Here is a 23,050-nt window from a genome sequence, read left to right on the forward strand (position 1 = left end):
CGGGTGCCGGTTTCGTCAGATCGGCAGCTGCGTGGTCGACAGCACCTGCTTGAGCACGACGAAGGTGCGGATCTGCCGCACCCCCGGTAGGTACAGCAGCTGCTCGGCGTGCAGGCGGTTGAAGCTGTCGTTGTCGCGGGTGCGCACGAGCATGAAGTAGTCGAACTCGCCGGACACCACGTGGCATTCGAGGCAACCCGAGACCTTCTGGGCGGCCTTCTCGAAATCGGCGAAGGAGTCGGGCGTGGAGCGGTCGAGCACCACGCCGATCATCACCAGCATGCCGAGTTCGAGCGCGTCGGGTTCGAGCAGTGCGACGACGCCCTTGATGAGCCCGGCCGCCTTGAGCCGCTCCACGCGCCGCAGGCAGGCGGCGGGGCTGAGATTGACCTTGGCGGCCAGCGCTACGTTCGACAGCGAGGCGTCGCGCTGCATGGTGCGCAGGATGGCGCGGTCGGTCCGGTCGAGCTCCGGCGCGTCACGCAATTTTGTTGTGCTCATTGCCAGATCTTTAAATCAAAAACTATCGATTTTTCGATCTTGCATTTTTTTCTCGACCAAAGCCAGCAAACTTCGCAAGCACGTTGCGCAGGCTTCTTCCTACGATTCAAGCTTCAATTTCCTGGACGGAGCCGCACCATGAACCTCGAGAAGTTTCCCCGCTACCCGCTGACCTTCGGCCCCACGCCGATCCAGCCTCTCAAGCGCCTGAGCGCGCACCTGGGCGGCAAGGTCGACCTCTACGCCAAGCGCGAGGACTGCAACAGCGGCCTGGCCTTCGGCGGCAACAAGACGCGCAAGCTCGAGTACCTGATCCCCGAGGCGATCGAAGGCGGCTACGACACGCTGGTGTCCATCGGCGGCATCCAGTCGAACCAGACGCGCCAGGTCGCGGCCGTGGCGGCGCACCTCGGCATGAAGTGCGTGCTGGTGCAGGAGAACTGGGTCAACTATTCCGACGCGGTGTACGACCGGGTCGGCAACATCGAAATGTCACGCATCATGGGCGCCGACGTGCGCCTGGACGCAGCCGGCTTCGACATCGGCATCCGCAAGAGCTGGGAAGACGCCATGGAGAGCGTCCGCAAGGCCGGCGGCAAGCCGTTCCCGATTCCGGCGGGCTGCTCGGAGCATCCGCGCGGCGGCCTGGGCTTCGTCGGCTTCGCCGAGGAAGTGCGCCAGCAGGAAGCGGAGCTGGGCTTCAAGTTCGACTACATCGTGGTCTGCTCGGTGACGGGCAGCACGCAGGCCGGCATGGTGGTGGGCTTCGCGGCCGACGGCCGGGCCGACCGCGTGATCGGCATCGACGCTTCGGCCAAGCCGCAGCAGACCTTCGACCAGATCCTGCGCATCGCCAAGAACACGGCCGAGCTGGTGGAGCTGGGCCGCGACATCACCGAGAAGGACATCGTGCTCGATCGCCGCTTCGGCGGCCCCGAGTACGGCCTGCCCAACGAAGGCACGCTGGAAGCCATCCGCCTGAGCGCGCGCTTCGAGGCCATGCTGACCGACCCCGTGTACGAGGGCAAGTCGATGCACGGGATGATCGAGAAGGTGCGGCTGGGCGAATTCCCTGCCGGATCGAAGGTGCTGTACGCGCACCTGGGCGGCGTGCCCGCCCTCAATGCCTACAGCTTCCTGTTCCGAAACGGCTGATTCCAGGAACACCGCGGAACCGGCTTTGCCGGGCCGCTGGTGTTGCCCCCGGCGAGGGGGAAGGCGCGCGCGACACGAAGTGCGCGAAGCCTGGGGGAGTGCTTAACTTGCCCTGCAGATCTTCAGCATGTTGGTGCCGCCCGGGGCACCCATCGGCTCGCCGCAGGTGATCGCGTAGACGTCGCCGCTCTGCACGATGCCGCGCTTCTTCAGGTGGTTCTCGGCCTGCAGCAGCGCGGTGTCGCGGTCGCTTTCCGAATCCATCAGCAGCGGGCGCACGTTGCGGTAGAGCGCCATCTTGCGCTGCGTGGCCAGGCGCGAGGTCAACGCGTACATGGGGATGTGCGCGCGGTGGCGGCTCATCCACAGCGGGGTGGAGCCCGACTCGGTGAGCGCGACGATGGCCTTGGCGCCAAGGTGATGGGCGGTGAACAGCGCGCCCATCGCGATCGACTGGTCGATGCGGCTGTAGTTCTGGCCGCTGAAGTCGGCGTCGAGCTGCTTGTCTTCGGCCGCCTCGGCGGCTTCGCAGATGCGGCTCATCTCCTGCACGGTCTCGAGCGGGTAGCGGCCCGAGGCTGTTTCGGCGGAGAGCATCACGGCGTCGGTGCCGTCGAGCACGGCGTTGGCCACGTCGCTCACCTCGGCGCGGGTGGGCACGGGGTTGGTGATCATCGACTCCATCATCTGGGTCGCGGTGATGACCACCTTGTCCATCTCGCGGGCCATGCGGATCATCTTCTTCTGCAGCGCCGGCACGGCCGCGTTGCCCACCTCGACCGCGAGGTCGCCGCGCGCGACCATGATGCCGTCGCTGGCACGCAGGATCTCTTCCAGCTTCGGAATGGCCTCGGCGCGCTCGATCTTGGCGATCATGCCGGGCTTGTGGCCGTACTCGGCGGCAGCCACGTTGCACAGCTGGCGCGCCATTTCCATGTCGGTGGCGTTCTTGGGGAAGCTCACGGCCACATAGTCGGCCTGGAAGCTCATCGCGGTCTTGATGTCTTCCATGTCCTTGGCCGTCAGCGCGGGCGCGGTGAGGCCGCCGCCCTGCTTGTTGATGCCCTTGTTGTTCGACAGCTCGCCGCCGAGCTTGACGGTGGTGTGCACTGCCTCGCCCCTGACGGCATCGACGGTCAGCACGATGAGGCCGTCGTTCAGCAGGAGCCTGTCGCCGGGCTTCACGTCGCGCGGCAGGTCCTTGTAGTCGAGGCCCACGGCATCGGCGTCGCCGAGCTCGGTGCGCGAGGCGTCGAGCACGAACTTGGCGCCGGCCTCCAGCCAGACCTTGCCCTGCGCGAACTTGCCGACGCGGATCTTCGGGCCCTGCAGGTCGGCCATGATGGCCACCTCGCGGCCCGCGCGGCGGGCGGCTTCGCGCACCATGGCGGCGCGATCGATGTGGTCCTGCGCCGTACCGTGGCTGAAGTTCAGCCGCACCACGCTGACCTTGGCCTGGATCATCTTTTCCAGCAGTTCGGGCGTGCTGGACGCCGGACCGAGGGTGGCAACGATCTTGGTGGCGTGGCGGGGAATGCGGTCCGTGCTCATGAGGGTAGTCTCCGTTTTGTATTCGCTACTGTATACAGTTTGTGTGTCGAACGGAAGTCACCCATGGGTTTTCCCGCTTCGGGCCTCGCTCAGCCCGCGGCGCGCTTCGACAGGATCTCGAAGGCCGGCAGGGTCTTGCCTTCCAGCACTTCCAGGAAAGCGCCGCCGCCGGTCGAGATGTAGCCGACCTGCTTCTCGATGCCGTACTTGGCGATGGCCGCCAGCGTGTCGCCGCCGCCGGCGATCGAGAACGCGCTGCTCTCGGCAATCGCCTGCGCGATGGCCTTGGTGCCGCCCGCGAAGGCGTCGAACTCGAACACGCCCACCGGGCCGTTCCAGACGATGGTGCCGGCTTCGCGCAGCTGCGCGGCGAGCTGGGCGGCAGTCTTGGGGCCGATGTCGAGGATCAGGTCGTCGTCGGCCACGTCGCTCGCGTCCTTGACGGTGGCGGCCGCGTCGGCCGCGAAGGTCTTGGCCGTGACCACGTCCACCGGGATCGGCACGTCGGCGCCGCGCGCGCGCATGGCGTCGATCACGGCCTTGGCCTGGTCGACCAGGTCGGGCTCGGCCAGCGACTTGCCGATCTTCAGGCCGGCGGCCAGCATGAAGGTGTTGGCGATGCCGCCGCCCACGATGAGCTGGTCGACGTTGGCCGACAGGCTCTTCAGGATGGTGAGCTTGGTGCTGACCTTCGAGCCCGCCACGATGGCCACCAGCGGCCGCTTGGGCTGCGCCAGCGCCTTGGTGATGGCGTCGATCTCGGCCGCCAGCAGCGGGCCGGCCGCGGCCACCTTGGCGAACTGCGCGATGCCGTAGGTGGTGGCCTCGGCGCGGTGCGCGGTGCCGAAGGCGTCGTTCACGTAGATGTCGGTGAGCGCGGCCAGCTTGCGGGCCAGGCCTTCGTCGTTCTTCTTCTCGCCCTTGTTGACGCGGCAGTTCTCGAGCAGCACGACCTGGCCGGGCTTCACGTCGACGCCGTCGACCCAGTTGGAGACCAGCGGCACTTCGCGACCGAGCAGCTCGCCCAGGCGCTTGGCGACGGGAGCCAGCGAGTCTTCGGGCTTGAACTCGCCCTCCGTCGGGCGGCCCAGGTGCGAGGTGACCATCACGGCGGCGCCGGCGTCCAGCGCCAGCTTGATGCAGGGCACCGAAGCGCGGATGCGCGTGTCTTCGGTGATGTTGCCGGCGTCGTCCTGCGGCACGTTGAGGTCGGCACGGATGAAGACGCGCTGGCCGGCGGCCTTGCCCTGCGCGCAGAGGTCGGTGAAGCGAATGACGTTCATGAGGGGAGTCCGGAGAAGATGGAAGACAAGACGGAGATCGGCCTGCATTGTAGTTTTGGCCCCATCGCCGACCTGTGCGCCTCTTGCCGCGCGTCGATGCTTTTCTTCAGCCCGTTCTTCAGTCTTTTTGCTGCTGTTCGCGCGCGAAGCCTTCCAGCACTTCGACGAAGCTCGCGGCCGCCGGCGACAGCGAGCGCCGCGCCGCGCTGTAGACGCACACCTCGCGATGGAAGTCGGGCGATTCGAGCCGCACCATCTGCAGGCCGTGGGCGCGCACCAGCGGCGCCGAGTAGGTCGGGCACACCGTGAGCCCCAACCCGGAGGCCACCATGCCCAGCGCGGTGGTCATGTACGACACCTCCTGCGTGCCGGGCCGCAGCATGTATTCGCGTTCCGCGGGTGCCAGCTCGGGCAGCACGCGCTGGCGGAAGTCGCGCGTGGGCGCGATGAAGGTGTAGGGGCCGAGCTCGTGCCAGCGCACCTTGCGGCGATTGGCGAAGGCATGGCCCGGCGGGCAGATCAGCCAGTGCCGGTCGCGCAGCAGCGTGCGGCGCTCGATGGCGTCGTCGACGGCCACGTCCTGCCCCACGGCCAGTTCCACGTCGCCCGCCGTCACGCCCGCGAGCAGGTGCTCGGGCAGGGTGTCGGCCAGGCGCACGTCCACGTCGGGGTACTGCTCGCGGTAGAGCGCGATCACGCGCGGCATCAGCGTGCAGGCCATGAGCTGCGGCGCGGCAAGCCGTAGCAAGCCTTTCTTCTTGTCACGCAAATCCGTGACGCCGGCCACCGCGCCGGCAAGGTCGCCCAGCAGCCGGTGCACCGAGGGCAGGAACTCGCGCCCCGCCTCCGACAGCTGCACGCGGCGCGTATTGCGGTCGAGCAGCTGCACGCCCATCTCGCGTTCCAGCTCGCGCACCAGCACGCTGAGCGCCGACTGCGTGAGGTGCAGCTGCTGCGCCGCGGCGGTGAAGCTGCCGGTCCCGGCCACGGCGGCGAAGGCGCGCAGCTGGCGCAGGGTGAGGTTCATATATACGGTTATTTCATCAATCGATGAATTAATTTCGATTGCATCATAAGACCCAGCATCGCCCAATACCGGCTCACCGGAGACACACGAGCCATGCCGACCCCACCACCGCCCGTGCGCGGGCTGCACCATTTCGCCTGGCGCTGCCGCGACAGCGAGGAAACCCGCCGCTTCTACGAAGACCTGCTCGGCCTGCCGCTGGCCCACGTCATCAAGAGCGACCACGTGCCGAGCACCGGCGAGTACTGCCCCTACGTGCACATCTTTTTCCAGATGCGCGACGGCTCGTACATCGCCTTCTTCGACCTGGGCGACGACATCGCCGCGCTGCCCTCGCCCAACACGCCCTCGTGGGTGAACCACATCGCGCTGCGCGTCGATTCCGTGGCCGACCTGCTGGCCGCCAAGGCGCGGCTCGAAGGCGCCGGCATCGAGGTGCTGGGCGTGACCGACCACCACATCATCGAATCGATCTACTTCTTCGACCCCAACGGCATCCGCGTGGAGCTGACCACGCCGACCGTGCCGCAGGCCGAGATGGACGCGCATGCGCTGCATGCCCGGGCAGACCTCGACGCATGGACCGCGCGCAAGGCTGAACTTCGCTCGGCAAGGGGCGTGTCGAATGCCTGAGCTGCAACTCGCCGTCATCGACGTGAAGCCCGGCGCGGCCATGGAGAGCCAGTCGGGCCTCCAGCTGCTGCGCCCGCGCATCTACGGCGCATTCCGCGCGCCGCAGGGGCCGAAGAAGATCGCAGCCATCGTGATGCACCCCACGAGCAACTTCATGGGCCATTACCTGATCGGCCCGCTGGCCGAGCGCGGCATCTGCTGCATGGGCCTGAACTCCCGCTTCGTGGGCAACGACACGGTGCTGCTGATGGAGCGCGCCATTCAAGACCTCGGCGCCGGCGTGCAGTACCTGCGCTCGGCCGGCTACGAGAAGGTGTTCCTCGTCGGCAACTCCGGCGGCGCCGCACTCTCGGCCTTCTACCAGGCGCAGGCCGAGAAGCTCACCGCCACGCACCTGCCCGACGGCGACCCCACGCACCTGCACCCGGGCGACCTTCCGCCCGTGGACGGCATCGCGCTGTGCGCCGCGCACCTGGGCCGCACGCGGCTGATGCGCGACTGGATCGACCCTTCCGTCACCGACGAGCACGACCCGCTCTCGGTCGACCCCGAGCTCGACATGTACGACGCGCGCCATCGCGTGCCCTACGACAGCGACTTCCTCGCGCGCTTCAGCGCCGCGCAGAAGGCACGTCTCGATCGCATCGAGCAGTGGTGCATCGACCGCCTCGCGCTGCTGCGCGACACGCCGGGCGCCCCGCGCGACCAGACCTTCATCGTCTACCGCACGCACGCCGATCCGCGCTGCGTGGATCTCTCGCTCGACCCCAACGACCGCCTGCCCGGCAGCGTGTGGGGCGATGCGCGACAGGTGAACTACTCGGCCAACGCGATGGGTCGCACCACCTCGCTCACCGCATTCCTCTCGCAGTGGTCGTCGCGCTCGCAGGCCGACGGGCCGACCAACCTCGCGCGCACCACGGTGCCCAAGCTGCTGCTGACCTACACGGGCGACCAGTCGACCTTCCCGAGCACGCGCGACGCGTGGATGGCGGCGGGCGGATCGCGCATCCGCAACGTCGACATCGTCGGCGGCAACCACTATCTCGCGGGGCAGCCGGAACTGATCCCCAAGGCGGCGGATGCCATCGCCGAGTTCGCTCACGCGCTTTAGCAGAGACATGGAAAACTTCGCATTCGCGCCGGCCTACGAGCTGCCGGCCTGGCCCTTCACGCCGCCGCCCGAACTGGGCAGCAAGACCATCGCGCGCCACCCCATCGTGATCGTCGGCGCCGGCCCCTCGGGCCTCACGCTGGCCTGCGACCTCGCGCAACGTGGCGTGCGCGCCGTGCTGCTGGACGAGGACGACACCGTCGGCGTGCGCGGCGCATCGTCGCGCGGCATCTGCTACGCGCAGAAGAGCCTGGAGATCTTCGAGCGCCTGGGCATCTACGAACGCATCGCGGCCAAGGGCATCACCTGGTCGTTCGGGCGCACCTTCTCGGGCGAGCAGGAGGTCTACAACTTCAACCTGCAGGCCAACAGCGTCTCGCGGCAGCCGCCCTTCATCAACCTGCAGCAGTTCTACGTCGAGTGGTTCCTGGTCGACCGCATCCTCGAACTGGGACTCACCGACGTGCGCTGGAAGAGCCGCGTCACGCGCGTGGAGCAACTGGCCGACGGCGTGCGCCTCGAGGTGGAGACGCCCGTGGGCAGCTACACCATCGAGGCCGACCGGCTGATCGACGCCACCGGCGCCAACAGCGCGATCCGCACGCAGCTCGGCATCGACGCGCACTCCTCGCGCAGCACCGACCGCTGGTGCATCAGCGACGTGCGCTTCAGGAAGCCGCTGCCCACCGAGCGCTGGACCTGGGTGGACGCGCCCTTCAACGAAGGCCGCGGCGTGTGGCAGCACCTGATGGCCGACGGCGTGTGGCGCATCGACTACCAGATGCCCGAGGACTGCGACACCGCCTACATCAGCAAGCCCGAAGTGGCGGGCGCGCGGCTGCGCGAACAGCTCGGGCCGGACGTGGAGTTCGAGTTCGTCTGGATCGGCCCCTACGGCTACCGCGACCACCTGCTCGACAGCTTCCGTCACGGCCGCGTGTTCTTCATCGGCGACGCGGCGCACGTGGTGAGCCCCTTCGGCGCGCGCGGCGGCAACAGCGGCATCCAGGACGCGGCCAACCTCGGCTGGAAGCTCGCGCTCGTCGCGCAGGGCAAGGCGAGCGACGCGCTGCTCGACAGCTACGACGCGGAGCGGCAACCCGCCGCGAAGCAGAACCTGCAGGTGACTAGCCGCTCGGCTCGTTTCCTCGCGCCGCGCTCGCCCGCCGAGCACACGCTGCGCCGCGCCGTGGTTGCGCTGGCGGCGCGCCATCCCTTCGCACGGGCGCTGGTGAACACCGGCCGCATGTCGGTGGCCAACGACTATCCGCCCGCGCCGCTGCTGCCCGAAGGCGCGCGCTCGGTGCAGAACCTGCCGCTGCGCTGGACCGACGGCCGCGAGACGACGCTGATGCAGCTGCTGTCCGAGAGCACCGAGTGCATCGGCCTGTGGTTCGCGCCGACACGCGAGCAGGCGCGGGCGGCGCTCGATGCGATGGCTTCACTGCCGCTGCGCCTGCTGGCCGTGGACGGCGACAGCGGCCTGCCCACGCTGCAGGTCGACGAGAAGCTCGCAAGCCATCTCGGCGCAGGCGATGCAGGCAGCTTCGTCCTCGTGCGCCCCGACGCCTATCGCGCCGCCGCGCTGGCGAGCGCCACGCCCGAAGCCGTCGCATCTGCAGTGCGCGCCGCACTGGCCGCCAACGAACGCAACCCATGATCACCGAGCCCCGCATCCCAGACCCCGACGGCTTCTACGCGGCGCTGCTCGCCGCGCACGAGGGCCGCACCGAAGCGCAGAGCGCCGACCTCAACGCGCGCCTCGTATTGCTGCTGGCCAACCAGTGCGCCGACCAGGACGTGCTGCTCGCCTGCATCCGCGCGGCGGCCGAAGAAGAAGACCCCACGACGACGAACGACAAGGCCCCATGACCACGACCGTTTCCTTCGCATCCGCCTCCGACACCCGCGAGCAGAAGCCCCGGCTGCAGGAGCTCGCGCCCGGCGCGTACGGCTACATCAGCGACTTCGATCCCAACTGCGGCTTCGTCGTCGGCGACGAGCACGTGGTGCTGATCGACACGCGCCCCACGCCGCGCATGGCGCGCGACTTCCTCGCGGCCATCCGCACGGTGACCGACAAGCCCATCCGCACCATCGTGCTCACGCACTACCACGCGGTGCGCGTGATGGGCGCGAGCGCATTCGACGAGGCGCGCGACATCGTCGCCAGCAGCGGCACGCTCTACTGGATCCGCACGCGCGGGCAGGCCGACTTCGACTCGGAAGTCGGCCGCTTTCCGCGGCTCTTCGCGGGCGTGGAGGAGATTCCGGGCCTGACCATCCCCACGACGGTCTTCGAGCGCGAGATGACGCTGCCGCTCGGTGGCGGCCGCGAGCTGCGGCTGATGGCTCTGGGCCGGGGCCATTCGAGCGGCGACACCGTCGCATGGCTGCCCGACAGCGGCGTGCTGTTCTCGGGCGACGTGGTCGAGAACCACTGCGGCGTGTATGCAGGCGACGCCTACATCGGCGACTGGGCCGGCACGCTCGACGCCGTGGCAGCCCTGAAGCCGCGCGTGCTGGTGCCCGGCCGCGGCGCGGTGCTGCAGGACGAGGCCGCTTGCGCCGAGGCCATCGGGCTCACCAAGGCATTCCTCTCGACGCTGCTCGAGAGCGTGAAAGCCGGCATCGCGGCCGGCGACACGCTCAAGGGCTGCTTCGCGCGCGCCGAGGCGGCGATGACGCCGCGCTTCGGCGATTGGCCCGTGTTCCAGCACGTGCTGCCCTTCGACGTCTCGCGCGCGTACGACGAGCTGCGCGGCATCGAGCACCCGGTGGTGTGGACCGCCGAGCGCGACCGCGAGCTGTGGCAGACGCTGCGCGGCGGCTGAGCCCGACCGACTTCTTTCGACGATTTCAAAACGAGCAACGGAGACAAGAGACGATGAAGCGATTCCTTCCCATGCTGGCCGCAACCCTCGCGCTGGCCACTTCCCCCTTCGCATCGGCCCAGCCGGCGGCCTACCCCACCCAGCCGATCAAATGGATCGTGCCCTACGTGGCCGGCGGCGGCACCGACAACCTCGCGCGCACGCTGGCCGAGGCGATGCAGCCGTCGCTCGGGCAACCGCTCATCATCGACAACCGGCCGGGCGCCTCCACCAACATCGGCGTGGGCGTGATGATGCAGGCCAAGCCCGACGGCTACACGATCATGCAGGCCGAGAACGCCGCGCTGCTCTTCAACGAGCACATGTTCGCCAAGCTGCCGTACAAGCCCGCGAGCGACTTCACCTACATCGGCACCATCGGCCGCTTTCCGGTGGCGCTGGTGGTGCACCCCGACTTTCCCGCGAAGAACGTGGCGGAGTTCGTGCGCTACGTGAAGGCCAACCCCGACAAGGTGAGCTACGCCTCGCCCGGCAACGGCTCGCCGCATCACATGGCGATGGAGCTCTTCAAGCAGAAGGCCGGACTGACGATCACGCACGTGCCCTACAAGGGCGCGGCGCCCGCCATGACCGATGTGATGGGCGGCCAGGTGCCGACGATGATGCTGGACCTGGCCTCGGGCCTTCCGATCATCAAGTCGGGCAAGGTGCGCGTGCTGGCCATTGCACTGCCGCAGCGCGCGAGCGCCCTGCCGGACGTGCCGACCTTCGTCGAGGCCGGCTTCAGCGACGTCAACGCCTACGCCTTCCACGGCCTGATCGGTCCGGCCGGCATGCCGCCCGAGGCGGTGGCGCGGCTCAACGCCGAGCTGCACAAGGCGATGAAGGCGCCAAAGGTGGTGAAGCTGTTCGCCGACTTCGGCTTCGAGGCGCTGCCGGGAACGCCGCAGGACTTCTACAAGCTCTCGCGTGCCGAGAGCGATCGCTGGGGCAAGATCATCGTCGCCGCTGGCGTGAAGCTCGACTAGAAACCGGAGCCCCCGGCTTTTCACTTCGCTTCGCTGCGTGTAACTCCCCCCGAGGGGGAGGCGCGGCCCGCCTTGGGGCGGCCCGGCGGCGGCCGCCTACCAGCCCAGACCGAGGTGCAGCGGCAGGTACACCGCCATGCCCGCGAGCATCGTGCCCAGCACGCCGCGCCGCCAGTAGAAGTACGCGGCGCCGACCACCGCCGCGTACAGGCGCGCGTCGTGCAGCGTGGTGATGAGGTGCCCCTGCGTCATGACGATCTCGGGCGCGATCACGCCCGCGAGCGCGGCGGCCGGCGCATAGTGCAGCGCGCGGTGCGCCCACTCGGGCAGGCCCCAGGGCCTGTCGAGGATGAAGAAGAAGCAGCGCGTGAGCACGGTGACCAGGGCCAGGCCGACGATCACGCCCATGGTCCACCAGTCGGTGGTCGCATTCGCGGCGCTCATTTGTTGTCCTCCCCCAGGCTCCGCGCACTTCGTGTCGCTTCTCCTCCCCCCTCCGGACGGAGGGGGCGAGCGCCTTCGGGCGGCCGGGCGGCGCTCACTTGTCGTCCTCCGCGTCAGGGTCGAGTCCGAGCTGCTTCTCGAGCCAGAAGCACAGCAGCACGGCCACGCCGATGGCCACCACGATGTTGAGCTTGAGCGGCAGCGCATAGGCCGCCACCGCCGTCGCGCCGGCGATCAGCGCGGCCAGCACGCGCAGGCGCGTCGTCGCCATCGAGCAGACGATGGCCACCAGGCTCAGCACGCCGGCGAAGCTCAGGCCCCAGCTCTGCGGAATGAAGTTGGCCAGCGCGATGCCCAGCAGGCTCATGCCCATCCAGGCGCACCAGGTGACGAAGTAGTTGCCCGTGAGATAGGCCTCCTGCGCCTGCTGCTCGGCAACGGTCAGCGGCGGCTTGGGGTACTTCTTCGTGAAGAGCGCGTAGCTCATGTCGGCCGTGAGGTAGCCGTGCAGCATGCGGCGCCAGCGCGGCATGTGCATGAGGTAGGGACGCAGGTGCAGGCTGAACACCACGAAGCGCAGGTTGACGCAGAAGCCCGTGGCCAGGATCACCCAGGCCGGCGCGCCGGCGAAGAGCAGCGGAATGGCCGCGAGCTGCGAACTGCCCGCGTAGACCAGCAGCGTCATCGCCACCGCCTCGACCAGGCTCATGTTCGACTTGACCATGGCCACGCCGGTCATGAGCCCCCAGGCACCGATGCCCAGCGCCACGGGAGACATGTCGCGCACGCCGGTACGGAATTCGGGGCGGCTGCGGATGCTTTGCGAGAGGAACATCAGCCGAAGGCCTGCCCGGGCTTCAGGTCGAAGCCGCGCAGGAAATCGGCCACGGCCAGGCGCTTGCCGCCCGGCCGCTGCAGTTCGGTGACGGTGAGGGCCGAGCCGGCCCCGGCGGCCACGGTCACGCCGGTGTCGCTCACGGCGAGGATGGTGCCCGGCGCGGCCTGTTCAGCCGATGTCGCCGCATGTCCCGCCCAGAGCTTGACGGTTTCGCCGTCCAGCGGGCTGTTGGCGCCCGGGAACGGGTCGAAGGCCAGCACGCGCCGCACGATGGCGTCGGCGGGCTGGGTCCAGTCGACCAGCGCCTCGTGCTTCTCGACCTTGTTGGCGTAGGTGACGCCCTCGGCGGGCTGCGGCGTGCGGACGAGCGTGCCGATGCGCGCCAGCGCCTCGACGATCATCTTTCCGCCGAGTTCGGCCAGGCGGTCGTGCAGGCGGGCGGTGTTGTCGTCGCGGCCGATGTCGACGGCCTCGCGCAGCAGCATGTCGCCGGTGTCGAGGCCGGCGTCCATCTGCATGATGGTGATGCCGGTCTGCGCGTCGCCCGCCTCGATGGCGCGGTGGATCGGCGCGGCGCCGCGCCAGCGCGGCAGCAGGCTCGCGTGGATGTTCAGGCAGCCGCGCACCGGCAGGTCGAGCACCCACTGCGGCAGGATCAGGCCGTAGGCGGCGACCACCATCACGTCGGGCTTCGCGGCCAGCAGGGTGTCGCGCGCGGCCGAGGCCTCGTCGGGGTACTTGCCGTCCAGGCGCAGGCTGCGCGGCTGGGCCACGGGCCAGTCGTTGGCGACGGCGCATTGCTTGACGGGGGAGGCCTGCAGCTTCATGCCGCGGCCGGCGGGGCGGTCGGGCTGGCTCATCACCAGCACGACCTCATGGCCGGCGGCGGCGATGGCTTCGAGCGCGACGCGCGCGAACTCGGGCGTGCCCGCGAAAACGACTCTGAGGCGGCTCAATCCCGGATCCGATCGAAATCGAGATCGTCCCCCGTGTGATAGCGCCGGACCACGCCGGTCGGATCGATGTAGATGTACAGCATGCGGCGCTCGTTCACGGCCTTGTAGCGCCAGGTCCAGACCGCGCCGTCGAAGGAGCTCACGCGGGTGATCTCATAGGGCCGGCCGTAGAAGGCCATCACGTCGTTCTGGCGCCACTGGTTGACCTTGATGTCCTGGCCGAAGCGCGCCTCGCTGAGCACCTGCGTCACCGAGACGACCTTGCCGGAGGCATCGACGTCGATGTCGACGACCTCGAAGCCGGCCGGCATGCGCGAGTACTGCAGCCGCTCGCCGCCGCCCGTGAGCGGGTAGCGGCCGGTGGGCGTGCCCAGGCGCTGCAGGGTCTCGGCGGCGGTGGCGCCGGGCTGGATGCGGGTGGGTTCGCTGGCGCAGCCGGCAAGAAGGCCGAGGCCGGCGACCGCGAGGAACGCCATCGCTGCAAGGGAGCGGCGGCGTGCGTCGGTCATGGCGGGGAGGTTCAAGCCCGCTCCCGCATTTCTTCGCGCTGCTGCTTCAGCAGCTTGCTCTTGATGCGGTTGCGCTTCAGGGGGGAGAGATATTCGACGAACACCTTGCCCAGCAGGTGGTCGAGCTCGTGCTGGATGCACACGGCCAGCAGGCCCTCGGCCTCGATGGTGCGCATCTCGCCGTTCTCGTCGAGCGCCTGCACCTTCACGGAGGTGGAGCGCAGCACGCCGTCGTAGATGCCGGGCACCGACAGGCAGCCCTCTTCGTTCACGACCTTTTCCTCGCTGGCCCAGGTGATCTCGGGGTTGATCAGCACGATCGGCTGGTTACGCTCCTCGGACACGTCGATCACGACGAGGCGCTCGTGCACGTCGATCTGCGTGGCCGCCAGGCCGATGCCGTTGGCGTCGTACATGGTTTCCAGCATGTCGGTGACCAGGGCCTTGATGCGCGCGTCGACGCCCTGCACCGGCTTGGCGACGGTGTGCAGGCGCTTGTCCGGGTAACTCAGAATGTTTCGTTTGGCCATGAAATCGGGGGAAAGTTGTGGCTATTTTCGCCAATTCCGCGACGACACGCGCCGTAGGAGCCCGAAAACGTTGCCCTCCCAAGGGCTTCAGCGCAGAATTCGTAGCAAATTGTGAGATTCGTATGCGCAGCGATACGTCGCGCGCTCACCATCCAGACATGAAAAAGCTCAGACTCACCGAACGCCGGCGCCCCTCCTTTCTTGCCACGCTGACAGCCCTGGCGGTGATCGGCAGTTGCGGCGCCGCGACGTCCTGGGCACAGAACTACCCCATCACCCAGCAGCAGCGCGCCACGGCCCAGCAGACCGCCCAGGCCGGCGTGCCGCTGAGCGAGCTGGCGCCCAACGCGCCCGACGAATACACCGTCAAGCCGGGCGACACGCTCTGGGCCATTTCCCGCCTCTACCTGCTGCGCCCCTGGCGCTGGCCGGAACTCTGGGGCATGAACATCAATGAAATCGCCAACCCGCACCGGATCTACCCCGGCCAGGTGCTCTACCTGGACAAGACCGGCGGCCGCGCCCGCCTGACCACCCGCCGCGGCGGCGTCAGCGGCGACGGCGGAACCATCAAGCTCTCGCCGCGCACCCGCTTCGACTCGCTGGCCGGCATGGCGCTGCCCACGCTCAACCCGAGCATCATCGAGCCCTTCCTGAGCGAGCCCATCGTGGTCGACGCCGGCACGCTCGAGGCCGCGCCGCGCATCGTCGCCGGCAACGACAGCCGCGTGCTGCTGTCGCGCGGCGACCGGGCCTATGCCCGCGGCACCGCCGAGGCGCCGCTGGTCGAGGTGCCGGGCCCGGTGCAGAACTTCCGCATCTTCCGCAACGCCACGCCGCTGAAGGACCCGGGCACGGGTGAAATCCTCGGCTACGAGGCGCAGTACCTGGGCAAGGCCCGCCTGCAGCGCGGCGAATCGACCACCGTCGAGACGGTCGAGGACAAGGACCTCATCACGGTGGTGCCCGCCAGCATCGACATCATTGCCTCGCGCGAGGAAATGCGCGCCGGCGACCGCCTGCTGCCCGAGCCGCCGCGCCAGCTGCTGAGCTACGTGCCGCGCGCCCCGTCGACGCAGGTCGACGGCCGCATCATCTCGGTCTACGGCAACGCGGTGCAGTTCGCGGCGCAGAACCAGGTGGTGGCCATCAACAAGGGCACGCGCGACGGCATCGACAACGGCCACGTGCTGGCCATCCTGAAGAACGGCGAGACCATCCTCGACCGCACCGGTGCCCGCAAGGAAACCATCAAGCTGCCGAACGAACGCATCGGCCTGCTGATGGTGTTCCGCACTTTCGAGAAGGTTTCGTACGCGCTGGTGCTCGAAATCAACGACACTCCGCGCGCCGGCGACTTCCTCGTCAATCCCTGACCCGCGACTCCGGCCTTTCTTCTCGCACACTCGTTTGGAACGCGCAGAACTCGCAGGCTGGCTGCGGCTTTCGCTGACGCCCGGCATCGGCGATGGTGCCGCGCGCCGCCTGCTCGCGGCCTTCGGGCTGCCCGAGCGCATCTTCGTGCAACCCGACGCCGCGCTGCGCGAGGTCGTCTCGCATGCGCAGGCAGAAGCGCTGGCGCAGCCGCCCGCCGGCCTGCAGGCGCAGATCGACCTGACCTGGCAATGGCTGCAGGCGGGCGACGACAAGGTCTCGCGCCGCGTGGTCACGCTCGGCGACGCCGGCTACCCGGCCTCCCTGCTCGAAATGGCCGACCCGCCGCTGATGCTCTACGTGCTCGGCGCCACCGGCTTCGACCTCACGCAGCTCGGCCACAGCATCGCCGTCGTGGGCAGCCGCAACCCGACGCCGCAGGGCGCGACCAACGCGCGCAGCTTCGGCCGGGCGCTCGGCGAGGCCGGGCTGCCCGTGGTGTCGGGACTGGCGCTGGGCGTGGACGGCGCGGCGCACACCGGCGCGCTCGACGCGGCGGGCGATGCGCACCGGCTCGCGACGGTGGCGGTGGTCGGCACCGGGCTCGACCGGGTCTATCCCGCGCGGCACCGCGACCTTGCGCACCGCATCACGCTGCAGGGGCTGATCGTGAGCGAACTGCCGCTGGGCACGCCGCCCCTCACCCAGAATTTTCCGAAGCGCAACCGGCTCATCGCGGGCCTTGCGCGCGGCACGCTGGTGGTCGAGGCGGCGCTGCAGTCGGGCTCGCTGATCACCGCGCGACTCACCTCGGAGCAGGGCAAGGAGGTGTTCGCGATCCCCGGCTCGATCCATTCGCCGCAGTCGCGAGGCTGCCACGCGCTGATCCGCCAGGGCGCGAAGCTCGTGGAGTCGGTGAGCGACATCCTCGAGGAGCTGCCGCCCCTGCATGCGCCGCGCGCTGCCCCGGCTTCATTCGTCTCCGACAGCGCGAGCATGGCTTCGTCGCCGAGAGATCCGCTGCTGGAGGCCCTCGGATTCGAGCCGGCGAGCCTCGACGCCCTCGGCGCGCGCACCGGCTGGGGCGCCGCAGCGCTGCAAGCCAGGATGCTCGAGCTGGAACTGGACGGGCATGTCTCCCGGTTGCCCGGCGGCCTCTTCCAACGAGTGGCATCCACCTAGAGCCTGTTCACACTATTTCCGGGGTTGCGTTGGTGCCCTTCGCACCCCCGGAAATAGTGTGAACAGGCCCTGGTCGGCATTGCACGAACGTCGGCTATATTGGGCCCATGTTCGAAGTGCTTGTTTTTGTCTACGAAAACTATTGGCGCGGCGATGCCTGCCCCGAGGCCGAACAACTGGGCCGCAAGCTCAGTGCACACGGCTTCGAGGCAGAAGAGATCCGCGAAGCCCTTCACTGGCTCGACGGCCTGAGCCTTGCAACGCAGGGCATGCAGATCGAGCGAAGCTCCGATGACGACGCCACCGCCACGGTCGTGCTGTCCGGAGCGCCTCCCGCGGCCATGCCGCAATCCGCCGACGCGATGCGCGTCTACTCGCTGGCCGAGCAGGACCACCTTGGCGCCGAGTGCCTCGGCTTCATCCGCTTTCTCGAATCGTCGAACGTGCTGCCCTGCGGGCTGCGCGAGATCGTCGTCGAGCGTGCGATGGCCGCGCCGGGCGCACCGGTCGCGCTCGACGAGCTGAAGATCATCGTGCTGATGGTGCACTGGAGCACCGGCATCGAGCCCGATGCCTTGGTGCTCGACGAGCTCTGCGAGAGCCGCGAAGGCCGCACGGCACACTAGGCCTGGGCCCGGCGCCCTCGGCGCCGGCTAGTTCAGCAGACGTTCCGGATTCGCGTCGAGCTTCGCCAGTGCCTCGCGCGTGGCGCGCACCGTGAGCGTTTCCTCTTCGGCAGGCACCAGCAGGCCGGCCTGCAGATAGGTCGCCAGGCGTCCGGCCTGGATCAGGAAGCTGCGCCCATCCCCCGAGGCGAACAGGTGCAGCTGCTTGCGGTCGCTGCGCCAGACGAACTGGACCTGGCTCACGCGATCGTTGTGGTCGAGCATGAACCAGTTGCCCACCTGCAGCTCGTTGGCCCAGGCGACCATGTCCTCGGGCACCTTGGTGCCGGCGGTGTCGGGAATGACCTCGATCGACGCCGCGTCCACGCCAAGCAGCAGTTCGATGCTCTGCGCGTCGAGCGGCAGGTCGGCGGTGCCGCCCACGTCGCTCACGAAATCTTCCAGGTGCGCCAGCCGCTCGGCCATGGCTTCGATCTTGGCCTGCGGGATCGCCTCGGTCTTCGACAGGAAGGCGTCGGACAGCGTGGCGCCGATGATCTTGATCTGCGCCTCCTGCGGCTCGTCGACGATCCCCAGCAGCGCCATGCCCTGGCGCAGGCGCTGCAGCAGCTGCGGCAGGTCCTGGATCACGCGGGCGCGGTCGGTGCGATTGGGCTTGGCGCTCGCGGCCCACACCAGCTCGGAGGCCACGCGCTTGAGCATCACGGTCTGCTCGCCCTGCGCGCCGTAGCGCAGCGCGGCAATGGCCAGCACCTCGGCCCAGATCTTGAAGAGGAACTCCCGGATCTCGTCGCGCACCGGCATGTCGTTCAGCATCTTGCGCAGCTCGATGGTGTACTGGATCGCCATCGTCTCCTTCTGCTCGACCTGCTGCGCCACGCTCATCACGCGCTGCGTGGTGTCGCTCTGCGTCAGGTAGCGGTTGAGGAAGGCGACGAATTCGTCGAACACCAGCTTGAACACGCGCTGGCCGGTCTCGGGATACTGCTCGATCACCTGCACCACGCGACGGATCTCGCCTTCGAGCGCGCTGCCGGTGATGGCGGCCGCGTCGAAGCCCATCACGCAGGAGCCCATGCGGTCGATCAGCATGCGCGCGGGGTGCTGCAGGGTGCCGAAGAATTCGGGCTCGGCGATGGCCACGCGCAGCACCGGCATCTGCAGGCGGGCGAACCACACGCGGGCCGAGAACGGAATGCGTTCCTCGGCGAGGATGGCCTGGAACATCAGCGCCACGATCTCGACCGTGGCCTTGTCGGCCGTGGTGGGCGCGCGCTTCTTGAGCTCGGCGGAGCGTCGGCGCAGGTCGACGGCCGTCTGCTGCATCAGCGTGGCCTGCTCGCCCGCGCCCTCCATGTATTGCGTGGCGGCCATCCGGTAGGCGGCCTCGGCCTCGGCGATGGCGCCGGCGAATGTCCTGGAGAACGCGCGTGGCGCCCCGCCACCGCCGCCCTGGCCCGACTGGCTGCCGGGGCTCGTGGCCCGGCCATCCGTGTTCGCGGTCTGGAACGCCCCGGCGCCGCCCCCCGCTTCGCCGCCGATGCGCGCCGTCACGAAGCGCTTGAGGCTCAGCAGCGCGGTCTGGGCGCGCTGCCGCGCGATCATCAGTGGCGAGCTGCTCATCGTCGACGTGGTCGCCGGAGCGGTCGGCGTCGACTGCTGCTGCTGGCCGTCGTATCCGAAGCCGGCGCGCTGCATGTTGTTCTGGGGGCCGCCGGAGACTCCGTTGTCGACCGGCGCGGCACCCGAACCGCCACCAGCACCGCTGCCACCGGCTCCGCCTCCAGCGTTGCCCGTGCGCCGCACGAAGCTCTTGAGGTCGATCTCCTGCATCACGCCGTTGGCGATCAGGTAGGCGTTGGCGCTCTCGTAGGCCTTGACGATCACGTCGACGAGGCCCTGCTGCACGGTGTCCTGCACCCGGGTCCAGAGCCCGCGGCTCAGGCCCACCGCGAGCCATTGCTCGACCAGCAGCTTGGCCAGCGTCTCGGGCTTGAGCACGTCCTTGGCGTCGAGTTCGGTGGTGCCCTCCAGGTGCTGGATGCGCAGGCGCAGGTCGCTGAGCTCGAAGCTGGCCTTGTCGTGGATCAGCTGGGCGAGCCGCGAGGAGAGGATGTTGCTCTCCACCACCTCGTCGCCGATCAGCTCGAGCCGCAGCGCCGAAGGCATGCTCGACGCGCCGCCGGAGGCGGCCAGCGCCTTGCGCCAGCCGGTCTGGGAAAGCGTGACCCACTGCGTTGCCTGGCCCTGGAACGCGACGAAGTCGTCGCGGTTCTCCTGCATGGAGCGGGCGGTGCCGGCCTCGGAGGCCATGGTCGTCAGCCGGTCCCGTATAGCGCGGGCCAGCGGCACGATGGCACCTTCAGTGGCCGATACGAAGCGCTCACGCGTCTCGCGTGCGAGCTGCAGGGAAGAGGCGGACCGAGCGGTGCTCATTGAAAAGTCGGAAGGGCCAGGGTGTTCTGTTCGTCGGCAACAACCGCGAGCTTGCATCGGGACGGGCTGCCGCACAAGTGTGGAAGTGCCCGGCGTTGCATGCGAACCGCGGCGGCGGTGTTGCCGTCGCCAGCGCCTTGTTGCCTAACCCTGGAGTATCCGTCAGACGACGGCGCCGGCGTTCGGGTCGTCCTCGGAGCCGCCGTCGCGCTTGGTCGGGCCGCCCTTGACCAGGTCCTCACGCTTCACGCCCAGCCACATGGCGATCGCCGCCGCCACGAAGGCCGACGAGTAGATGCCGAAGCAGATGCCGATGGTCAGCGCCAGCGCGAAGTAGTGCAGGGTCGGGCCACCGAAGAAGAACATCGACAGCACCACCAGCTGGGTGGAACCGTGGGTGATGATGGTCCGGCTGATCGTCGAGGTGATCGCGTTGTCGATGATCTCGGTGGTCGACATCTTGCGGTAGCGGCGGAAGTTCTCGCGGATCCGGTCGAAGATCACGACCGATTCGTTCACCGAGTAGCCCAGCACCGCCAGCACCGCCGCCAGCACCGCCAGCGAGAACTCCCACTGGAAGAAGGCGAAGAAGCCCAGGATGATCACCACGTCGTGCAGGTTCGCCAGCACGGTAGCCAGCGCAAACTTCCATTCGAAGCGGAACGCCAGGTAGATCATGATGCCGACGACCACCATGGCGAGGGCCTTCAGGCCGTTGGTGGTGAGTTCGTCGCCGACCTGCGGGCCGACGAATTCGTTGCTGCGCAGTTCCACCGTGGGCTCTGCCGCTTTCAGCGCGTTCATCACCTCGGCGCTCTGCTGCGCGGAGGTTGCGCCCTTCTTCACCGGCAGGCGGATCTGCACCGACTTGCCGAAGCTCTGGACCTGCACTTCGGTGTAGCCCAGCGTGCCGACGATTTCGCGGACCTTGCCGACGTCGGCCGACTGCGTGTAGGCGACTTCCATCACCGTGCCGCCGGTGAACTCCACCGACAGGTGCAGCCCGCGGTGGAACAGGAAGAACACCGCCAGCGCGAAGGTGACGACGGAAACGATGTTCAGCACCACCGCGTGGCGCATGAACGGGATGGTCTTGTGGATGCGGAAGAATTCCATGGCTGTGCGTCTCTTCTGCTTCTTACTTCGTTTCGGCCGCGGCCGTGCCGTCGGCCGCAGGGCGCCAGACCGTGCCGATGGACACCGTCTTGAGCTTCTTCTTCTGGCCGTACCAGAAGTTCACGAGGCCACGCGAGAAGAACACGGCCGAGAACATCGAGGTGACGATGCCGATGCAATGCACCACCGCGAAACCGCGCACCGGTCCCGAACCGAAGGCCAGCAGCGCGATGCCCGCGATCAGCGTGGTCACGTTGGAGTCCAGGATGGTGCCCCAGGCGCGCTCGTAGCCCGCATGGATCGCCGCCTGCGGCGTCGCCCCGTTGCGCAGCTCCTCGCGCACGCGCTCGTTGATCAGCACGTTGGAGTCGATGGCGACGCCGATGGCCAGCGCCATGGCCGCGATGCCGGGCAGCGTGAGCGTGGCCTGCAGGATCGAGAGGATGGCCACCAGCAGCATCAGGTTGACGGCCAGCGCGATCGACGAGAACAGGCCGAACAGCGCGTAGTAGATGCACATGAACACCATGATCGCGGCGAAGCCGTACATCACGCTGTCGAAGCCCTTCTTGATGTTCTCGGCGCCCTGCGTCGGGCCGATGGTGCGTTCCTGGATGATTTCCATGGGCGCGGCCAGCGAGCCGGCGCGCAGCAGCAGCGCGAGGTCGTTGGCTTCGGCCACGCTCATCGAGCCCGAGACCTGGAAGCGGTTGCCCAGCTCGCCGTTGATCGAGGGGGCCGTGAGCACTTCGCCCTTGCCCTTCTCGAAGATCAGCATGGCCATGCGCTTCTTGTAGTTCTCGCGGCTGACGTCACGCATGATGGTGCCGCCCTTCGAGTCCATGGTCAGGTCGACCTTGGGCTGGTTGCTCTGCTGGTCGAAGCCGGGCTGCGCGTCGGTGAGGTTCTCGCCGGTGACGAGCACCTGCTTCTTCACGATCACCGGACGGCCCTGGCGGTCGAGGAATTTCTCGGAACCGAAGGGCACCGGGCCGCCGCTCAGTTCGGCGGCGCGGCCCTCGGCGCTCTCGTCCACCATGCGCATCTCGAGCGTGGCGGTGCGGCCGATGATCCGCTTGGCCTGGGCCGGGTCCTGCATGCCGGGCAGCTGCACGACGATGCGGTCGATGCCCTGCTGCTGGATCACCGGCTCGGCCACGCCGAGTTCGTTGATCCGGTTGTGCAGCGTGGTCACGTTCTGCTTGAGCGCCGCGTCCTGGAAGCGGCGGGCCGCCTCGGGCTTGATGCTCGCCACGATGCGCCATTCGTTGCCCTGCTGGGTCTCGACGGTGCTGAGGTCGGGCATCTGGTCCTGGATCAGGCGCCGGGCGACTTCGACGCTGTCGGCGTCGCGCAGCGTGATCTCGACGGCCTGGCCGTTGCGGTTCACGGCGCTGCCGCGCACCTTCTTCTCGCGCAGGCCAGTGCGGATGTCGCCGGCGAAGGACTCGGCCTTCTTGTCGAGCACGCCGCGCATGTCGACCTGCAGCAGGAAGTCGACGCCGCCGCGCAGGTCGAGGCCCAGGTACATCGGGAAGGCGTGCAGCGCCGTCAGCCACGAGGGCGAGCGCGACACGAGGTTGAGCGCCACCGTGTACGAGGCGTCGTCGGCGTCCGGCACCAGCGCCTGCTGGAGCGTGTCGCGCGCCTTGATCTGGTCGTCGGTGGTCGCGAAGCGGGCCCGCACGGCGGTGGGCTCGAGGGTCAGCAGGTCGGGCGCGAGGCCTGCCGTCTTGAGCAGCTCCTGCACCCTGGCCTGGGTCGACGCGTCGATCTTGACGGTGGACTTCGCCGCCGACACCTGCACCGCAGGCGCTTCACCGAAGAAATTGGGCAGGGCGTAGACGAGCCCCACGAGCAGCACGATCACGATGATCGCGTACTTCCAGACCGGGTAACGGTTCATGAGAAAG

General features: G+C 68.5%; 22 protein-coding genes. 10 read left to right on the forward strand and 12 right to left on the reverse strand.

The window, feature by feature from the left end:
• Positions 1–15: 15 nt before the first annotated feature.
• Entirely contained in the window at positions 16–501 is a 486-nt protein-coding gene (locus tag ABL840_RS37775; RefSeq protein ID WP_093196046.1) for an Lrp/AsnC family transcriptional regulator, read from the reverse strand.
• A 138-nt stretch (positions 502–639) separates the two neighbouring features.
• Here ABL840_RS37775 and ABL840_RS37780 point away from each other — a divergent pair, with 138 nt between their 5' ends.
• Entirely contained in the window at positions 640–1,656 is a 1,017-nt protein-coding gene (locus ABL840_RS37780; protein ID WP_093196045.1) for a 1-aminocyclopropane-1-carboxylate deaminase, read from the forward strand.
• Positions 1,657–1,758: 102 nt separating this feature from the next.
• Here ABL840_RS37780 and pyk read toward each other — a convergent pair whose 3' ends face one another.
• From pyk to ABL840_RS37795, 3 genes are all read right to left on the reverse strand, one after another.
• Complete coding sequence (gene pyk / locus ABL840_RS37785) at positions 1,759–3,207, reverse strand: pyruvate kinase (protein ID WP_093196044.1); 1,449 nt, start codon at positions 3,205–3,207, stop codon at positions 1,759–1,761.
• An 89-nt stretch (positions 3,208–3,296) separates the two neighbouring features.
• Positions 3,297–4,490, reverse strand: a complete 1,194-nt coding sequence (locus ABL840_RS37790; protein ID WP_093196043.1) for a phosphoglycerate kinase — start codon at positions 4,488–4,490, stop codon at positions 3,297–3,299.
• A gap of 118 nt (positions 4,491–4,608) precedes the next feature.
• Entirely contained in the window at positions 4,609–5,517 is a 909-nt protein-coding gene (locus tag ABL840_RS37795) for a LysR family transcriptional regulator (protein ID WP_093300106.1), read from the reverse strand.
• A 93-nt stretch (positions 5,518–5,610) separates the two neighbouring features.
• Between ABL840_RS37795 and ABL840_RS37800 the strand changes: the two genes are divergently transcribed.
• Genes ABL840_RS37800 through ABL840_RS37825 form a run of 6 tightly spaced genes read left to right on the forward strand, consistent with a single transcriptional unit; the run spans position 5,611 to position 11,126 of the window.
• Positions 5,611–6,150, forward strand: coding sequence for a VOC family protein (locus ABL840_RS37800; RefSeq protein ID WP_093300107.1), 540 nt, complete (start codon positions 5,611–5,613; stop codon positions 6,148–6,150).
• Positions 6,143–7,264, forward strand: coding sequence for an alpha/beta hydrolase family protein (locus tag ABL840_RS37805; RefSeq protein ID WP_093300109.1), 1,122 nt, complete (start codon positions 6,143–6,145; stop codon positions 7,262–7,264). Before ABL840_RS37800 ends, ABL840_RS37805 begins: the two co-directional genes overlap by 8 nt.
• A gap of 7 nt (positions 7,265–7,271) precedes the next feature.
• Positions 7,272–8,924 carry an FAD-dependent oxidoreductase gene (locus ABL840_RS37810; RefSeq protein ID WP_093300110.1) on the forward strand — a complete coding sequence of 551 codons (1,653 nt, stop codon included), beginning with the start codon at positions 7,272–7,274 and terminating at the stop codon, positions 8,922–8,924.
• Positions 8,921–9,136 carry a DUF2783 domain-containing protein gene (locus tag ABL840_RS37815; protein WP_093300112.1) on the forward strand — a complete coding sequence of 72 codons (216 nt, stop codon included), beginning with the start codon at positions 8,921–8,923 and terminating at the stop codon, positions 9,134–9,136. The genes ABL840_RS37810 and ABL840_RS37815 overlap by 4 nt, the downstream gene beginning before the upstream one ends.
• Entirely contained in the window at positions 9,133–10,098 is a 966-nt protein-coding gene (locus tag ABL840_RS37820; RefSeq protein ID WP_093300113.1) for an MBL fold metallo-hydrolase, read from the forward strand. The genes ABL840_RS37815 and ABL840_RS37820 overlap by 4 nt, the downstream gene beginning before the upstream one ends.
• Before the next feature lie 53 nt (positions 10,099–10,151).
• The gene (locus tag ABL840_RS37825; protein ID WP_093300114.1) at positions 10,152–11,126 is read left to right on the forward strand and encodes a Bug family tripartite tricarboxylate transporter substrate binding protein; all 975 of its coding nucleotides are present in this window, start codon (positions 10,152–10,154) and stop codon (positions 11,124–11,126) included.
• 96 nt (positions 11,127–11,222) lie between these two features.
• On the opposite strand, the gene ABL840_RS37830 is transcribed toward ABL840_RS37825, so the two are convergent.
• The 5 genes from ABL840_RS37830 to def form a co-directional block, all read right to left on the reverse strand.
• Positions 11,223–11,570: an AzlD domain-containing protein gene (locus ABL840_RS37830; protein ID WP_093300116.1), complete on the reverse strand. Its 348-nt coding sequence runs from the start codon at positions 11,568–11,570 to the stop codon at positions 11,223–11,225.
• 94 nt (positions 11,571–11,664) lie between these two features.
• Positions 11,665–12,405 carry an AzlC family ABC transporter permease gene (locus tag ABL840_RS37835; protein WP_093196034.1) on the reverse strand — a complete coding sequence of 247 codons (741 nt, stop codon included), beginning with the start codon at positions 12,403–12,405 and terminating at the stop codon, positions 11,665–11,667.
• The gene (gene fmt, locus ABL840_RS37840) at positions 12,405–13,364 is read right to left on the reverse strand and encodes a methionyl-tRNA formyltransferase (RefSeq protein WP_093300117.1); all 960 of its coding nucleotides are present in this window, start codon (positions 13,362–13,364) and stop codon (positions 12,405–12,407) included. Before fmt ends, ABL840_RS37835 begins: the two co-directional genes overlap by 1 nt.
• A complete protein-coding gene (locus ABL840_RS37845) occupies positions 13,361–13,888 on the reverse strand; it encodes a hypothetical protein (protein ID WP_256228243.1) in 528 nt (175 codons plus the stop codon). Before ABL840_RS37845 ends, fmt begins: the two co-directional genes overlap by 4 nt.
• Positions 13,885–14,403, reverse strand: coding sequence for a peptide deformylase (def, locus tag ABL840_RS37850; protein WP_093300119.1), 519 nt, complete (start codon positions 14,401–14,403; stop codon positions 13,885–13,887). Before def ends, ABL840_RS37845 begins: the two co-directional genes overlap by 4 nt.
• A 158-nt stretch (positions 14,404–14,561) precedes the next feature.
• Between def and ABL840_RS37855 the strand changes: the two genes are divergently transcribed.
• From ABL840_RS37855 to ABL840_RS37865, 3 genes are all read left to right on the forward strand, one after another.
• Positions 14,562–15,779, forward strand: a complete 1,218-nt coding sequence (locus ABL840_RS37855) for a LysM peptidoglycan-binding domain-containing protein (protein WP_093196030.1) — start codon at positions 14,562–14,564, stop codon at positions 15,777–15,779.
• A 34-nt stretch (positions 15,780–15,813) separates the two neighbouring features.
• Entirely contained in the window at positions 15,814–16,959 is a 1,146-nt protein-coding gene (gene dprA, locus ABL840_RS37860) for a DNA-processing protein DprA (RefSeq protein ID WP_093196029.1), read from the forward strand.
• Positions 16,960–17,066: 107 nt separating this feature from the next.
• Entirely contained in the window at positions 17,067–17,585 is a 519-nt protein-coding gene (locus ABL840_RS37865; protein WP_093300120.1) for a DUF494 family protein, read from the forward strand.
• A gap of 27 nt (positions 17,586–17,612) precedes the next feature.
• On the opposite strand, the gene ABL840_RS37870 is transcribed toward ABL840_RS37865, so the two are convergent.
• The 3 genes from ABL840_RS37870 to secD form a co-directional block, all read right to left on the reverse strand.
• Positions 17,613–20,021 carry a DUF1631 family protein gene (locus tag ABL840_RS37870; protein WP_093300122.1) on the reverse strand — a complete coding sequence of 803 codons (2,409 nt, stop codon included), beginning with the start codon at positions 20,019–20,021 and terminating at the stop codon, positions 17,613–17,615.
• Between the two features lie 162 nt (positions 20,022–20,183).
• Positions 20,184–21,137 (reverse strand): protein translocase subunit SecF, encoded by a 954-nt coding sequence (gene secF, locus ABL840_RS37875; protein WP_093196026.1) that lies wholly within the window; start codon positions 21,135–21,137, stop codon positions 20,184–20,186.
• A gap of 22 nt (positions 21,138–21,159) precedes the next feature.
• A complete protein-coding gene (gene secD / locus ABL840_RS37880; protein WP_093300123.1) occupies positions 21,160–23,043 on the reverse strand; it encodes a protein translocase subunit SecD in 1,884 nt (627 codons plus the stop codon).
• Positions 23,044–23,050 lie beyond the last annotated feature (7 nt).

Origin of the sequence: Variovorax sp. NFACC27 (genome assembly GCF_048301545.1) — a bacterium.
GTDB classification, from domain to species: Bacteria; Pseudomonadota; Gammaproteobacteria; order Burkholderiales; family Burkholderiaceae_C; genus Variovorax; species Variovorax gossypii.

Bases quoted from the DNA above. Each gene is read 5' to 3' on its own strand.
- ABL840_RS37775 (WP_093196046.1), bottom strand. From the start codon at position 501: ATGAGCACAACAAAATTGCGTGACGCGCCGGAGCTCGACCGGACCGAC.
- ABL840_RS37780 (WP_093196045.1), top strand. From the start codon at position 640: ATGAACCTCGAGAAGTTTCCCCGCTACCCGCTGACCTTCGGCCCCACG.
- pyk (WP_093196044.1), bottom strand. From the start codon at position 3,207: ATGAGCACGGACCGCATTCCCCGCCACGCCACCAAGATCGTTGCCACC.
- ABL840_RS37790 (WP_093196043.1), bottom strand. From the start codon at position 4,490: ATGAACGTCATTCGCTTCACCGACCTCTGCGCGCAGGGCAAGGCCGCC.
- ABL840_RS37795 (WP_093300106.1), bottom strand. From the start codon at position 5,517: ATGAACCTCACCCTGCGCCAGCTGCGCGCCTTCGCCGCCGTGGCCGGG.
- ABL840_RS37800 (WP_093300107.1), top strand. From the start codon at position 5,611: ATGCCGACCCCACCACCGCCCGTGCGCGGGCTGCACCATTTCGCCTGG.
- ABL840_RS37805 (WP_093300109.1), top strand. From the start codon at position 6,143: ATGCCTGAGCTGCAACTCGCCGTCATCGACGTGAAGCCCGGCGCGGCC.
- ABL840_RS37810 (WP_093300110.1), top strand. From the start codon at position 7,272: ATGGAAAACTTCGCATTCGCGCCGGCCTACGAGCTGCCGGCCTGGCCC.
- ABL840_RS37815 (WP_093300112.1), top strand. From the start codon at position 8,921: ATGATCACCGAGCCCCGCATCCCAGACCCCGACGGCTTCTACGCGGCG.
- ABL840_RS37820 (WP_093300113.1), top strand. From the start codon at position 9,133: ATGACCACGACCGTTTCCTTCGCATCCGCCTCCGACACCCGCGAGCAG.
- ABL840_RS37825 (WP_093300114.1), top strand. From the start codon at position 10,152: ATGAAGCGATTCCTTCCCATGCTGGCCGCAACCCTCGCGCTGGCCACT.
- ABL840_RS37830 (WP_093300116.1), bottom strand. From the start codon at position 11,570: ATGAGCGCCGCGAATGCGACCACCGACTGGTGGACCATGGGCGTGATC.
- ABL840_RS37835 (WP_093196034.1), bottom strand. From the start codon at position 12,405: ATGTTCCTCTCGCAAAGCATCCGCAGCCGCCCCGAATTCCGTACCGGC.
- def (WP_093300119.1), bottom strand. From the start codon at position 14,403: ATGGCCAAACGAAACATTCTGAGTTACCCGGACAAGCGCCTGCACACC.
- ABL840_RS37855 (WP_093196030.1), top strand. From the start codon at position 14,562: ATGAAAAAGCTCAGACTCACCGAACGCCGGCGCCCCTCCTTTCTTGCC.
- ABL840_RS37865 (WP_093300120.1), top strand. From the start codon at position 17,067: ATGTTCGAAGTGCTTGTTTTTGTCTACGAAAACTATTGGCGCGGCGAT.
- ABL840_RS37870 (WP_093300122.1), bottom strand. From the start codon at position 20,021: ATGAGCACCGCTCGGTCCGCCTCTTCCCTGCAGCTCGCACGCGAGACG.
- secF (WP_093196026.1), bottom strand. From the start codon at position 21,137: ATGGAATTCTTCCGCATCCACAAGACCATCCCGTTCATGCGCCACGCG.
- secD (WP_093300123.1), bottom strand. From the start codon at position 23,043: ATGAACCGTTACCCGGTCTGGAAGTACGCGATCATCGTGATCGTGCTG.